Origin of the sequence: Winogradskyella sp., from assembly GCF_045105575.1 — a bacterium.
In the GTDB taxonomy this organism is placed as follows: domain Bacteria; phylum Bacteroidota; class Bacteroidia; order Flavobacteriales; family Flavobacteriaceae; genus Winogradskyella.
Window position 1 is genome coordinate 1 of sequence record NZ_JBGCDQ010000020.1, and the last position, 15,214, is coordinate 15,214.

The 15,214-nt window shown below is 36.6% G+C and carries 9 protein-coding genes; all 9 read left to right on the forward strand.

From position 1 onward, the window contains the following. Positions 1–773, forward strand: a 773-nt coding sequence (locus AB8B52_RS04795; protein WP_406025768.1) for an RsmB/NOP family class I SAM-dependent RNA methyltransferase, incomplete at its 5' end; no start/stop codon positions are given. Between the two features lie 19 nt (positions 774–792). Beyond that, entirely contained in the window at positions 793–2,637 is a 1,845-nt protein-coding gene (locus AB8B52_RS04800; RefSeq protein ID WP_406025770.1) for an endonuclease, read from the forward strand. Continuing rightward, on the forward strand, positions 2,638–3,720 hold the full coding sequence (locus AB8B52_RS04805; RefSeq protein ID WP_406025772.1) for an endonuclease: 1,083 nt from the start codon (positions 2,638–2,640) through the stop codon (positions 3,718–3,720). It abuts the gene before it with no gap. A gap of 144 nt (positions 3,721–3,864) precedes the next feature. Further along, positions 3,865–7,632, forward strand: coding sequence for a phosphoribosylformylglycinamidine synthase (gene purL, locus AB8B52_RS04810; protein ID WP_406025773.1), 3,768 nt, complete (start codon positions 3,865–3,867; stop codon positions 7,630–7,632). A gap of 193 nt (positions 7,633–7,825) precedes the next feature. Then, on the forward strand, positions 7,826–9,601 hold the full coding sequence (locus AB8B52_RS04815; protein ID WP_406025775.1) for an AMP-dependent synthetase/ligase: 1,776 nt from the start codon (positions 7,826–7,828) through the stop codon (positions 9,599–9,601). Positions 9,602–9,749: 148 nt separating this feature from the next. Beyond that, positions 9,750–10,205 (forward strand): MarR family winged helix-turn-helix transcriptional regulator, encoded by a 456-nt coding sequence (locus AB8B52_RS04820; RefSeq protein ID WP_406025777.1) that lies wholly within the window; start codon positions 9,750–9,752, stop codon positions 10,203–10,205. A gap of 1 nt (position 10,206) precedes the next feature. Continuing rightward, the gene (locus tag AB8B52_RS04825; protein WP_406025779.1) at positions 10,207–12,615 is read left to right on the forward strand and encodes a 3-hydroxyacyl-CoA dehydrogenase/enoyl-CoA hydratase family protein; all 2,409 of its coding nucleotides are present in this window, start codon (positions 10,207–10,209) and stop codon (positions 12,613–12,615) included. Between the two features lie 120 nt (positions 12,616–12,735). Continuing rightward, positions 12,736–13,929 carry an acetyl-CoA C-acyltransferase gene (locus AB8B52_RS04830; protein ID WP_406025781.1) on the forward strand — a complete coding sequence of 398 codons (1,194 nt, stop codon included), beginning with the start codon at positions 12,736–12,738 and terminating at the stop codon, positions 13,927–13,929. A 121-nt stretch (positions 13,930–14,050) separates the two neighbouring features. After that, a partial coding sequence (locus tag AB8B52_RS04835; protein ID WP_406025783.1) for an acyl-CoA dehydrogenase family protein occupies positions 14,051–15,214 on the forward strand: 1,164 nt, incomplete at its 3' end.

The window sequence follows — 15,214 nt, forward strand, 5'->3', positions numbered from 1 at the left end:
CAGATGTCATATTAAGAGTGAATACGCTTAAAACAACTAAAGAAGATCTGCAACTCAAATTACAGTCTGAGGATATTGAAACTGAGTTTTTACCAAATCATCCGTCTGCTTTAAAATTAGTAGAACGTGCTAATGTATTTAAAACAGAAGCTTTTAAAAACGGCTGGTTTGAAGTGCAAGATGCCTCATCGCAGCTCGTTGCAGATTATTTAGACGTAAAACCTGGTATGAAAGTCGTTGATGTTTGTGCTGGTGCTGGTGGAAAAACCTTGCATTTAGCGTCCTTGATGGAAAACAAAGGACAACTTATTGCAATGGATATTTATGAAAGTAAATTGAAAAAACTCAAAATTAGAGCACGCAGAAATGGTGTTCATAATATTGAGATGAAAGTGATTGATTCCACCAAACCCATTAAGAAATTACATGGCAAAGCAGATCGCTTGTTAATCGATGCTCCTTGTTCTGGCTTGGGAGTTTTAAGACGTAACCCAGATGCCAAATGGAAATTACAACCAGAATTTATAGAAAGTATTAAACAAACGCAATTAGATGTTTTAGATCAATATTCTAAAATGGTAAAGGCTGGAGGAAAAATGGTCTATGCAACGTGTTCGGTTTTACCTTCAGAAAATCAGAAACAAGTAGAAAAATTCTTAACTTCGGAATCAGGAAAAGAGTTCACACTCGTAAAAGACAAAAAAATATTGGCCTACAAGTCTGGTTTTGACGGATTTTACATGGCCCTTTTAGAAAAAAAGACTGCCGAATAGTGATATAATTAAGCCAAAAATGAAAAAAATTTACATCCTACTTTTCTTTATCTCTAGTTTTGGCTTTGCCCAAATCCCAGCAGGTTATTACGACTATGCAACGGGTTCTGGCTATGAGTTAAAAACACAACTTAAAAAAATTATTGATAATACGGATGATGCTGAGATTAGCAATGCCGTTGAAGAACAACACCAGGACCAAGGCTATAATGCGATGGATGGTTTTATTGCGTCTTATGATAGAGACAACTATTACGAAGCAGGCAGTAATACCATATTAGATATGTATTCTGAAAACCCAACGGGTTCAGATCCTTATACCTACACACCTGTAAGCGATGAATGTGGCAATTACAGTAGTGAAGGTGATTGTTATAATAAAGAGCATGTCATTCCTGCTTCTGTTTTTAATGATGCCACTCCAATGTACAGCGATGCGCACGAGTTGATACCATCAGACGGACGCGTTAATGGTTTTAGAAGTAATTTCCCATTTGGAGTTGTGGATAATAGTCAGTTAGTCAACCAAAGTGGTATTTCAAACCCTACACAAAACGGCTCTAAAGTTGGTAATAATCTTAATAGTGGTTATTCTGCTGGCTATACAGGTGTGGTTTTTGAGCCTATCGATGAATTTAAAGGAGATATTGCTCGAATCTACTTCTATTTCGCAACGCGTTACGAAGATCAAGTTAGTGCATGGTCTGGTTTTGATATGTTTAATGGTAGCAACGATCAAGTGTTTACAAATACCTTTTTAAGTATTTTATTAACGTGGCATCTTAATGATCCTGTGTCTCAAAAAGAAATTGACAGAAATAATAATATTTTTTACAACCATCAAAATAACAGGAATCCGTTTATTGATTTTCCTGAATATGTGTCATTGATTTGGAATCCAAATCCTGATACGGAAGCACCATCAAATCCTACGAATTTAATAGCGTCTAATCCTACAGATAATAGTATTGATTTAAGTTGGACGGCTTCTACGGATAATGTAGCTGTGTTATCATATGATGTCTATATTGATAATACCTTTTCGTTTAATACAGCAAACACAAATGCAACTGCAACGGGATTAAATGCAGCAACCGCTTACTGCTTCACCATAAAAGCAAAAGATGCAGCTGGTAATGACTCTGATTTCAGTAATCAAAGTTGTGAAACAACTACTAATAATGGCACTGTGGGTTCTGACTGTTTAACAGAAACTTTTGAAAACCTCGGAACATCCTCAGGATCTTACGCTAATGTGAATTGGACTGGTGATGATGGAGGCAACTGGAGTGCTACAGATTCACGTACAGACCAATCACTAAACAATAGAGCAATCACAGTAAGAAACGGAGCCTTAACACTACCAACAACCTCTGGAGGTATTGGCACATTAACAGTAACAACGCAACGTGTCTTTGGCGGTTCTAGCGGAACCTTCAACATCAACGTCAACGGAACAGTAGTTGGCACCATAGATTACAGTGATACGGCACAGACGGTTACAATTCCAAATATTAATATCGAAAATACAGTTTCTGTCATTATAGAAGGTAATAGTGTAACGAGCAATAGAGTTATGTTCGATGATCTGTCTTACACCTGTTATACAGCTTTAAGTGTTGAAGAATTTAATACCAATTCGGTCGGCTTGCATCCAAATCCTGTTAAAAATAATCTAACGATTGATTTAAAATCCAGCCTTAAAACGGATATTGAAATTTATGATATTCTAGGTAAACGTGTTTATAAGAATACCATAACAGAAACTAGTCATGTCGATCTTCAAGATTTAAAAGCAGGCATCTATATCATAAAACTGACTCAAAACAACGCTACCATTAGTAAAAAACTCTTGAAACAATAAATGCAGTTCACAAAACAATTTACTATCCTATTAGTCGTATTAATTAGTCTTGCTGGTTTTTCGCAACAAGCGTATTATACGAATGGGCAAAATAATATTGATTTTAGTCTTACAGGTCAAAACATGTATAATGCACTTCAAACTAAGGTGAGTAACCTTATAAATTTTGATAATTATACCTACGGAGATGCCAGAGACGATTTTGAGATTATGGAATTAGACCCAACTAACTCAAATAACGTACTTTTAATTTATGGTTTCACTAATAGTTTAGATTGTGTTGGAGGCATAAATGACAGACGCATACGCGATAAGGACGATTTTGGAGGTAGTAATTGCGAATACAATAGAGAACATGTCTTCGTGCGTTCTAATGCCAACCCTAGTATGGGAAGTGCATCAAATAGTACCACTGGCATTGCTGCAGATCCTCATAATTTAAGAGCTAGTGATGTTAACCGTAATGGCTTTAGAGGAAGCAAAAAGTTTGCAGCTGGTTCAGGAAATTCTGGTGACGTAGGCAGTGGCAATTGGTATCCTGGTGATGAGTGGCGCGGAGATGTTGCACGGATTATGATGTATATGTATGTGCGATATGGTGAGCGTTGTCTGCCAGATCTTAATGCTATTGGTTCTAAAGAAGGGACTACAGAAATGCTTCAACTTTTGTTAGAGTGGAATGCAGACGATCCTGTTTCTACTATAGAAAACAATAGAAACAATCATCTCGAAGGCACATACGGCAGCCGTAATCCATTTATAGACAATCCTTATTTTGCAAAAATAATTTGGGGCGGAAATGAAGAACCCGAAGATACCTGGGGAATTTTATCTGTTAATAAAGTGGAGTTAGAATCTGTTGTGAGCTTATTTCCAAATCCAGCAAAAGATATCGTAACGGTTAATATATCGAATAATAGAGACACAAGAATTGAAATTTATAACATCTTAGGCACACGTCTTTTTATCCGGAAGATTAACGAAACCATGTCTATTGATATCAGCCATTTAAAATCAGGAGTATATCTCTTTAAATGTATTCAAGACCACAAGATCACAACCAAGAAATTGATGGTTCAATAATTTAGAAAGCAGCTTTAAAAAGTTGCTTTTTTTTTGTTTAAAACTTGTTGAATACTTCACAATTTGAAATTCAATAATCGTAGTGCATATCGTAAAATGAATTAACTTTGTTCTTTTATTTTTCACTTCAAAATAAGTCTATAAATGATTCATTTCTTCGGAAACCAAAACAGTAAAGTGTTTGCTGTTCAAGCCACAAAAGAATTATCAACAGAAACCATTTCTAAATTAGAATGGTTATTTTCTAATCCAGAACTTGTTTCAGGAGCGTCCAAAATAGAACAAGCATCAATCGATGCTTTTTTTGTTGGACCAAGAGCCGCAATGATTACGCCTTGGAGTACCAATGCTGTTGAGATTACTCAGAATATGGGAATTTCTGATATTTTAAGAATTGAAGAATTTCAATCAGTTTCAGAAGATTTTAAAGATTTCGATCCTATGATTTCTGAAAAATATCAAGGTTTGAATCAAGAGATTTTCAAAATTGATATACAACCAGAAGCGATCTTAAATATTGAAGATATTGCAACCTACAACCAACAAGAAGGGTTATCCTTAAGTGACGAAGAAGTGGATTATCTTGAAGGTGTTGCAAAAAAAATAGGAAGACCCTTAACCGACTCTGAAGTGTTTGGATTCTCACAGGTGAATTCTGAGCACTGTCGTCATAAAATATTCAACGGTACTTTTGTCATTGATGGCGAAGAAAAAGAGACATCACTTTTTAAATTGATAAAAGAAACATCGAAACAAAATCCAAATACCATTGTTTCGGCATACAAAGACAATGTTGCTTTTATAAAAGGACCCGTTGTAGAACAATTTGCACCGCAACGTGCAGATATTCCTGATTATTACACGACAAAAGACTTTGAATCTGTTATTTCTTTAAAAGCAGAAACGCATAACTTTCCAACCACAGTTGAACCTTTTAATGGAGCTGCAACGGGTTCTGGTGGAGAAATTAGAGATCGACTAGCAGGTGGAAAAGGATCATTGCCTTTAGCAGGTACAGCGGTTTACATGACATCCTATTCGCGATTAGAAGACCCGTTCGACTCCGCTCAGGGCAAGAGACATTGGGAACAAAAATTTGAAGCCAGACCTTGGTTGTATCAAACACCAATGGATATTTTAATAAAAGCGTCTAACGGAGCGTCCGACTTTGGAAACAAATTTGGGCAACCATTAATTTGTGGTTCAGTTTTAACCTTTGAACACGAAGAGAATTCGGCGTCGAGTACGTCACCTGCAAGAAAATTAGGTTACGATAAAGTGATTATGCAAGCTGGTGGTATTGGCTATGGCAAGGCAGATCAGGCTTTAAAAGATATTCCAAAAGAAGGTGACAAAATTGTCATTTTAGGAGGTGATAATTACAGAATTGGTATGGGAGGAGCTGCAGTTTCTTCGGCTGATACTGGTGAATTTGCCTCAGGTATTGAACTCAATGCCGTACAACGTTCTAATCCAGAAATGCAGAAACGCGCTGCAAACGCGGTAAGAGGTATGGTGGAAAGTGATGAAAATTTCATTGTATCCATTCACGATCATGGTGCTGGAGGCCATTTAAATTGTCTATCGGAATTAGTAGAAGATACTGGTGGAAAAATTAATTTAGACAAGTTACCTGTAGGAGATCCTACCTTATCTGCAAAAGAAATTATCGGTAATGAATCTCAAGAACGCATGGGATTGGTTATTGCTGAAAAACACATCGATACCTTACAAAAAATTGCAGAGCGTGAGCGTTCACCAATATATACTGTTGGTGATGTTACAGGAAATCACCGTTTTACTTTTGAATCTGAAACCAAAGGAGACAAACCTATGGATTTAGCACTTGAAGATATGTTCGGTAGCTCGCCAAAAACGGTTTTAACCGATAAAACAATTGAAAGGAATTATAAAAATTCAAGATATAAAACTAAGAATTTAAAGGTCTATTTAGAGCAAGTCCTTCAACTGGAAGCTGTGGCTTGTAAAGATTGGTTAACAAATAAAGTAGATCGTTGTGTTGGTGGTAAAGTCGCTAAACAGCAATGTGTTGGGCCTTTGCAAATTCCACTGAATAATGTTGGTGTTATGGCTTTAGACTATAACGGCAAAGAAGGTGTTGCCACGTCCATTGGCCACTCACCTATTCCTGGATTAATTCATCCTGAAGCAGGAAGCAGAAATTCAATTACAGAAGCCTTAACCAATATCATTTGGGCACCATTAAAAGACAACTTAGGGTCTGTTTCACTGTCTGCAAATTGGATGTGGCCTTGCAAAAATGAAGGCGAAGATGCACGTTTATACAAAGCCGTTCAGGCCATTTCCGAATTCTCAATCGATTTAGGCATCAATGTTCCAACAGGAAAGGATTCCCTTTCCATGAAACAGAAATATAAGGATGGTGATGTTATTTCGCCAGGTACTGTTATCATTTCCGCAGCTGGAAATTGCAATGAAATTTCAAAAGTTGTAGAACCTGTATTAAAACAAAATGGCAACCATATTTATTATATTAATATATCGCAAGATGCTTATAAATTAGGTGGTAGCTCTTTTAATCAAGTCTTAAATACGATTGGTAACGATGCACCAGATGTAAAAAATTCTGCATTTGTAAAACACACATTTAATACGATTCAAGATGTAATTAAGGCGAATAAAATTTCTGCAGGACACGATATCGCTTCTGGTGGATTAATTACAACGCTATTAGAAATGTGTTTCGCCGATATAAATTTAGGTGCAGATTTTGACATCTCTGCCCTAAACGAAGACGATTCTATAAAAGTGTTATTTTCTGAAAATTGTGGTATTGTATTTCAAGCCGACGCTACAGTAGAAACAGTATTGTCTGAAAATAATATTGAATTTTTTAATATTGGTACCGCTAATGATTCTGGTTTAGTAACCATCAAAAACAATGAAGATAATTTCTCTTTTGATGTAGCAGAAATAAGAGATGTTTGGTATAAAACCTCTTTCCTGCTAGATCAGAAGCAAACGGCAAATGGATTGGCGCAAGAAAGGTTTGATAGTTATAAGAGTCAAAGGTTGGAATATGTGTTTCCAGTAGATTTTTCTGGAAAATTAGATGACGTATTGCGTTTGGATTCGCGTGCGGATTCGCGTAGGGACAACTCGCGAGTTGTCCTTACAGCATCGCGGCCAAAAGCTGCAATCCTGCGCGAAAAAGGATCAAATTCAGAACGCGAAATGGCAAACGCCATGTATTTGGCAGGATTTGACGTCAAGGATGTACACATGACCGACCTAATTTCTGGTCGTGAAACATTAGAAGATATTCAATTTTTAGGAGCCGTTGGTGGTTTTAGCAACTCAGATGTTTTAGGCTCAGCTAAAGGTTGGGCAGGTGCTATTAAATACAATGAAAAAGCCAATAAAGTCATTAACGATTTCTTTAAGAGAGACGATACACTTTCAGTTGGAATATGCAATGGTGCTCAACTAATGATGGAATTAGATCTAGTAAATCCAGAACACGAAATTCATGGTAAACTAACTTATAACGATTCTAAAAAACACGAGAGTGGATTTACATCTGTACAGATTCAAAAGAATAATTCTGTAATGTTGTCTTCTTTAGAAGGATGCACTTTAGGGGTTTGGATTTCTCATGGAGAGGGGAAATTCAAACTACCTTACAAAGAGGATAAATATAATATTGTAGCTAAATATGGATACTCAGAATATCCTGCTAATCCTAATGGTTCAGATTTCAACACAGCCATGTTATCCGATTCAACGGGTCGTCATTTAGTTACTATGCCTCATATTGAGCGTTCTACATTTCAATGGAATTGGGCCAATTATCCAGAAGGTAGAACTGATGATGTTTCGCCTTGGTTAGAAGCATTTGTCAATGCTAGACTTTGGATAGAAAACAAGTAAACAGCTTGAATTTCAATTTTTAAACATAACTTATAAAGCCGAAAATTAATTTTTTCGGCTTTCTTTTTAGCAATCAATCACAGAACCACTAAAATTTTGTTAAAAACAAATCTCTTATTTTAAAGTATTCTAAATAATAGGCTTTATTTTCCTATTTTCGTAATTACCTTACTAATTTATTGCTAATTTGACTATGACAGATATAAAAAGACTCTTCGATTTTGCATACTACCAACTAGAACACAAGCCAAACGATTCGGCATTAGTGACAAAATATAATGGTGTTTGGACGCCAATGTCTACCAAGGAATACCTAAATAAAGCCAATGCTGTCAGTAGAGCGCTTCTAAAAATGGGCATTCAGAAAAATGACAAAATCGCTGTCATTTCATCTACAAACCGAACCGAATGGAATATTATGGATATTGGAGTCCTTCAAATTGGAGCACAAAACATTCCGATATACCCAACAATTTGTGCAGAAGATTATGAATATGTCCTCAACCACAGTGAAGCTATTTATTGTTTTGTTTCAGATGTTGAAGTCCTAGAAAAAGTCAATAAAATAAAAGCGAACACCAAAATAAAAGAGGTATACTCGTTTGACCAAATAAAAGGTTGTAAACACTATTCAGAATTATTTGATCTCGGAAAAGATGAAAGCAATCAACCTGAAGTTGAATCCAGAAAAGATGCTGTAAAATCAGAAGATCTAGCCACAATTATATACACTTCTGGTACCACAGGCAAACCAAAAGGAGTGATGCTTTCGCATTGGAATATTACGAGTAATGTCTTAGACAGTTCGCCTCGTGTACCATTATCAGATACTGGAGAAACACGGATTTTGAGCTTTTTACCAATCTGCCATATTTTTGAGCGTGTCCTTATATACGTCTATCAATATGCAGGCACTTCAATCTATTTTGCAGAAGCGTTAGATAAAATTGGTGACAACGCTAAAGAAATCAACCCAAATTTAATGAGTGTTGTACCACGACTACTCGAAAAAGTATTCGATAAAATAATGTTGAAAGGCGAAGAATTAACTGGCATTAAAAAAGCACTTTTCTTCTGGGCCGTTGGTTTAGGAGAACGCTGGGAACCTTATGGAGCCAATGGCGCTTGGTACGAATTTCAGCTCAAAATTGCCAACAAAATTATATTTAGCAAATGGCGCGAAGCCTTGGGTGGCCAATTAGGCACTATGGTTTCAGGAAGTGCAGCATTGCAACCGCGTTTAGCACGTGTATTTGGTGCAGCAGGCATGCGTGTTATGGAAGGTTACGGACTTACAGAAACTTCACCTGTAGTATCAGTTGGTTTCTATGGAGATAACATGTACAAAGTAGGTACTGTTGGTAAACCGATCCCAAATGTTGAAGTTAAAATTGCTGATGATGGTGAACTTCTTATCAAAGGGCCTAACGTGATGATGGGTTATTACAAAGATCAAGAAAAAACGGATAGCGTCATGACAGGCGATTACTTTCACACAGGAGATAAAGGTGAAATTGATGCGGACGGTTTCTTAAAAATCACAGGTCGTAAAAAAGAAATGTTTAAAACCTCTGGCGGAAAATATATTATTCCTACACTTTTAGAAAACGATCTTAAACAGTCTTTATTTATAGAACAAGTGATGGTTATTGGAGAAGGTGAAAAAATGCCAGCTGCGTTTATACAACCCAATTTTGATTTTGTAAGAGATTGGATTGAGCATAAAGGGCATAACATCGGAACGTCTGATGCTGAAATTGCAAGTTCAGAAATTGTGATTAAGCGCATCCAAAGAGAAGTTGACAAATACAATGAGAAATTTGGAAATTGGGAGCGCATCAAACGTTTTGAACTCACTTCCGAAATTTGGGGAATCGATAACGGTTTATTGACACCAACCATGAAAATGAAACGCGATATCATTAAAGGCTATTATAAAGAATTGTATGATAAAATTTACAGAGCTTAAGTTTTAAAAAAACTAAATACAATAGCACTTCTTCTCGGAGTGCTTTTTTTTTGTTTCAACCTCAAAAATACTATGCGCGCATAATTTTTTCATAAATGCTATGCGTGCATAGTATTTTTTATTATATTTGATTTTCTCAATTAAAAGTATGAAAGATAAAACCATTGATTACGTCTTAAGAACCACATGGTTAGCGGTTAATAAAATGTATAATGAAGAAGCTTTACAATTTGGAACGACCATGGCGACTGGTTTTGCATTATTAAGTATTGATCCAGAAAACGGTACACCTTCAACATCTTTAGGACCAAAAATGGGCATGGAAGCTACAAGTCTTTCACGCACTTTGAAAACTATGGAAGAAAAAGGACTTATAGAACGTAAACCAAATCCGGAAGATGGTAGAGGTGTTCTTATTTTTTTAACGGAATTCGGACGTGAAAAACGCGCCTATTCGAAAGAAAAAGTACTGACCTTCAACGACACCATTAGAGATAATGTTTCTGCAGACGAATTAAAAAATTTCTATAAAGTTTCAGAAGTCATAAATAATATGATTTCAAACAAACAGATATACAACCACAAAGAACACATTTTAAAATAAGATGAGTAAACGTAGAATTAAAAAAATCGCAATTATTGGATCAGGAATTATGGGAAGCGGTATCGCTTGTCATTTCGCCAATATTGGAGTTGATGTCTTATTGTTAGACATTGTACCAAGAGAATTAAATGCTAAAGAACAAGCCAAAGGCTTAACTTTAGAAGACAAAGTCGTTCGAAATAGATTAGTTAATGAAGCGCTAACAGCCTCTTTAAAATCTAAACCTTCCCCTATTTACAGTCAATCTTTTGCCAATAGAATCACTACAGGAAACCTTGAAGATGATATCGCAAAGGTTAAGGATGCAGATTGGATTATGGAGGTTGTGGTAGAACGACTAGATATTAAACAACAAGTTTTTGAAAAGCTTGAAAAACATAGAAAGCCAGGCACGTTGATTACCTCTAACACCTCTGGTATTCCTATTAAATTTATGAGCGAAGGTCGTTCTGAAGATTTCCAGAAACATTTCTGTGGAACGCACTTCTTTAATCCTGCACGTTACTTAAAATTATTCGAAATCATTCCTGGGCCAAAAACCGATGCCTCTGTTTTAGACTTTTTAAATGGTTATGGTGAACAGTTTTTAGGAAAAACCTCTGTTATTGCTAAAGATACGCCTGCGTTTATTGGAAACAGAATCGGAATCTTTAGTATTCAAAGTTTGTTTCATGCCGTTAAGGATTTAGATTTAACTATTGAGGAAGTCGATAAATTATCGGGTCCAGTTATTGGCCGTCCAAAATCTGCTACTTTCCGTACTGTAGATGTTGTAGGTTTAGACACTTTAGTTCATGTAGCTAACGGAATTAGAGAAAACTGTAAAGACGATGAACGTTTAGAGTTATTTGAATTACCAGATTTCATCAACACCATGATGGAAAATAATTGGTTAGGAAGTAAAACGGGTCAAGGTTTTTATAAAAAGACAGTTTCATCTGAAGGCAAAAAAGAAATTTTAAGTTTAGACTTAAACACTTTAGAATACCGTTCTGCTAAACGTGCAAAATTCGCCACTTTAGAATTAACAAAAACGATTGATAATGTTACAGATCGTTTTAAGGTATTAGTAAAAGGAAAAGATAAAGCAGGTGAATTCTACAGAAAGAGTTTCGCCGCATTATTCGCATACGTTTCAAACCGTATTCCTGAAATTACTGATGAACTCTATAAAATTGACGATGCTATGAAAGCTGGTTTTGGCTGGCAACATGGTCCTTTTCAAATTTGGGATGCCATTGGAGTAGAAAAAGGTATCGAAATGATGAAAGCTGAGGGTTTAGCACCTGCTGACTGGGTTCACGATATGATTGCATCTGGAAGTGATAGCTTCTACTCTATTACAGATGGTGCTTCATATTTCTATGATATTCCAACAAAACAACAAGAAAAAATTCCTGGACAAGATTCATTTATTATTTTAGATAACATTAGAAAAACCACAGAAGTTTTCAAAAACTCTGGTGTATCGGTTCAAGATTTAGGCGATGGTATTCTTAATGTAGAATTCCAATCTAAAATGAATACCATTGGTGGAGACGTTTTAGCAGGATTAAATAAAGCTATGGATATGGCTGAAAAAGATTTTGCTGGATTAGTAGTCGGTAATCAAGGCCCAAACTTTTCGGTTGGTGCAAACATCGGCATGATTTTCATGATGGCTGCAGAACAAGAGTATGACGAGCTTAATGCAGCAATAAAATATTTCCAAGACACCATGATGCGTATGCGTTATTCTTCAATCCCAACAATTTCTGCGCCTCATGGCATGGCACTTGGTGGTGGTTGCGAAATTTCATTACATGCAGATAAAATTGTAGCAGCGGCAGAAACTTATATGGGACTTGTAGAGTTTGGTGTAGGTGTAATTCCTGGCGGTGGCGGTTCTAAAGAAATGGCTTTAAGAGCTTCTGATACCTTCAGAAAAGGAGATGTACAATTAAATACACTTCAAGAATACTTTTTAACTATTGGTATGGCAAAAGTCTCTACTTCTGCTTACGAGGCTTTCGATTTAGGTTTGATGCAACAAGGAAAAGATGTTGTTGTCGTTAATAAAGATCGTCAAATTGCAGTAGCAAAAGCACATGCTAAGTTGATGGCAGATGCAGGTTACACACAACCAGTGAAACGTACAGATGTTAAAGTACTTGGTAAACAAGCCTTAGGAATGTTTATGGTAGGTACAGATTCTATGAAAGATTCTAAATACATTTCTGATCATGATATGAAAATTGCTAATAAACTAGCTTACGTAATGGCTGGTGGCGATTTATCTGAACCAACTTTAGTAAGCGAGCAATATTTATTGGATTTAGAGCGTGAAGCTTTCCTTTCGCTTTGTACAGAACGTAAGACTCTGGAAAGAATTCAGCATATGTTGACTAAAGGGAAACCGTTGAGGAATTAAAAAGAAGCCCATCCCAACCTTCCCAAAGGGAAGGAGACATGATGGATAAAAAATATAGAATAACAATTAAAATAACCCGTAATAGTTCCCTTTCCTCTGGAAAGGGTTAGGGATAGGCCTATGAAAACAGCATATATAGTAAAAGCATACAGAACAGCAGTTGGGAAAGCACCCAAGGGTGTATTCCGTTTTAAAAGAACAGATGAATTGGCAGCAGAAACCATCAAATATATGATGAAGGAATTGCCAGGTTTAGATCCAAAACGTATTGATGATGTTATTGTGGGTAACGCAATGCCAGAAGGCGCTCAAGGACTGAATATGGCACGTTTAATCTCTTTAATGGGATTAGAAGTGATTGATGTCCCTGGCGTAACAGTCAATCGTTTTTGCTCTTCTGGAGTAGAAACTATTGGTATGGCAACAGCAAAAATACAAGCCGGAATGGCAGACTGTATTATTGCAGGTGGTGCAGAAAGTATGAGTAGCGTACCAATGACAGGTTTTAAACCAGAATTAAATTACGACGCGATTGTAAAAGCGGGACACGAAGATTATTATTGGGGAATGGGAAATACTGCGGAAGCGGTTGCTAACCAATTCAACGTCTCTCGTGAAGACCAAGATGAGTTTGCATACAATTCTCATATGAAAGCTTTAAGAGCATTAGCTGAAAATCGTTTTCAAGATCAAATCGTACCTATTGAAGTTGAACAAACCTATATTGATGCCAACGGAAAGAAAGCAACAAAATCTTATACTGTAACGAAAGATGAAGGCCCAAGAGCTGGAACAAGTAAAGAAGCTTTAGCTAAACTTAGAGCTGTATTTGCAGCAGGTGGAAGCGTAACAGCTGGTAACTCTTCACAAATGAGTGATGGTGCAGCCTTTGTAATGGTTATGAGTGAAGACATGGTAAAAGAATTAAATCTTGAACCAGTGGCACGTATGGTTAACTATGCAGCTGCAGGTGTTGAACCACGAATCATGGGAATTGGACCTGTAAAGGCCATTCCAAAAGCATTAAAACAAGCTGGTTTAAAACAAGATGATTTATCACTTATCGAATTGAACGAAGCGTTTGCGTCTCAATCTTTAGCAGTCATCAGAGAATTAAATTTAAATCCAGATATCATTAACGTCAATGGTGGTGCAATTGCTTTAGGTCATCCATTAGGTTGTACAGGAGCTAAACTATCAGTACAATTATTTGATGAAATGCGTAAGCAAAATATGCAAGGTAAGTACGGAGCAGTTACCATGTGTGTTGGAACTGGACAAGGTGCTTGTGGTGTGTTTGAGTTTCTTAATTAGAAGCCCATCCTAACCTTCCCAGAGGGAAGGAACTAATGAAAACAAAAAGAAAAAATATAGTTTAATTAAAACTTACCCTATAACAGTTCTTCCCCTTTGGGGAAGTTAGAAGGGGCTTATTATGGAAAAAGATATATTAAGAGGAGGTCAATTCCTTGTAAAAGAAACAAATTGCGAAGACGTATTTACACCTGAAGATTTTTCAGAAGAACAGCAAATGATGAAAGAATCGGTAATGGAGTTTAATGATCGTGAGATTATACCTCATAAAGCCAGATTCGAAGCAAAAGACTTTGCCTTAACTGAAGAGGTGATGCGTAAAGCTGGTGAAATGGGATTTTTAGGCGTTGCTGTTCCTGAAGCTTATGGCGGAATGGGAATGGGATTCGTATCTACCGTTTTAACCTGTGATTATATTTCATCTGGTACAGGTTCTTTTAGTACGGCTTTTGGAGCACATACAGGAATTGGTACGATGCCAATTACCTTATACGGAACAGAAGCTCAAAAACAAAAGTACGTTCCTAAATTAGCGTCTGGTGAGCAGTTTGGTGCTTATTGTTTAACAGAGCCTGGTGCAGGATCTGATGCTAATTCTGGTAAAACAACGGCAGAACTTTCCGCAGACGGAAAAAACTATAAAATTAACGGTCAAAAAATGTGGATCTCTAACGCTGGCTTTTGTAGCGTAATGATCGTTTTTGCTCGTATTGAAGATGATAAAAGCATTACAGGTTTCATCGTAGAGAATGATCCCTCTAATGGTATTACAATGGGTGAAGAAGAACACAAATTAGGTATTCGTGCTTCTTCTACGCGCCAAGTATTTTTTAACGATACTGTTGTACCAGTGGAAAATATGTTAGCTGGTCGTGGTGAAGGTTTTAAAATCGCCATGAACGCCCTTAATGTTGGTCGTATTAAACTGGCTGCTGCTTGTTTAGATTCTCAACGTCGTGTATTATCAATTGCTGTGAATTATGCTAATGAGCGTAAACAATTTAAAACAGCTATTTCCGATTTTGGCGCTATAAAAGTGAAATTAGCAAAAATGGCTACTGATGCTTACGCTGGTGAATCAGCAACTTATAGAGCTTCAAAAAATATTGAAGATCGCATTGCAATGCGTCATGCCGCAGGAAACACGCATCAAGAAGCAGAACTTAAAGGTGTTGAAGAATATGCCATTGAGTGTTCAATATTAAAAGTAGCAGTTTCTGAAGATGTTCAAAATTGTGCCGATGAAGGGATTCAAATCTTTGGTGGTATGGGGTTCTCGGAAGAA

Coding starts and splice junctions, on each gene's coding strand:
- AB8B52_RS04800 (WP_406025770.1), top strand. CDS start 793: ATGAAAAAAATTTACATCCTACTTTTCTTTATCTCTAGTTTTGGCTTT.
- AB8B52_RS04805 (WP_406025772.1), top strand. CDS start 2,638: ATGCAGTTCACAAAACAATTTACTATCCTATTAGTCGTATTAATTAGT.
- purL (WP_406025773.1), top strand. CDS start 3,865: ATGATTCATTTCTTCGGAAACCAAAACAGTAAAGTGTTTGCTGTTCAA.
- AB8B52_RS04815 (WP_406025775.1), top strand. CDS start 7,826: ATGACAGATATAAAAAGACTCTTCGATTTTGCATACTACCAACTAGAA.
- AB8B52_RS04820 (WP_406025777.1), top strand. CDS start 9,750: ATGAAAGATAAAACCATTGATTACGTCTTAAGAACCACATGGTTAGCG.
- AB8B52_RS04825 (WP_406025779.1), top strand. CDS start 10,207: ATGAGTAAACGTAGAATTAAAAAAATCGCAATTATTGGATCAGGAATT.
- AB8B52_RS04830 (WP_406025781.1), top strand. CDS start 12,736: ATGAAAACAGCATATATAGTAAAAGCATACAGAACAGCAGTTGGGAAA.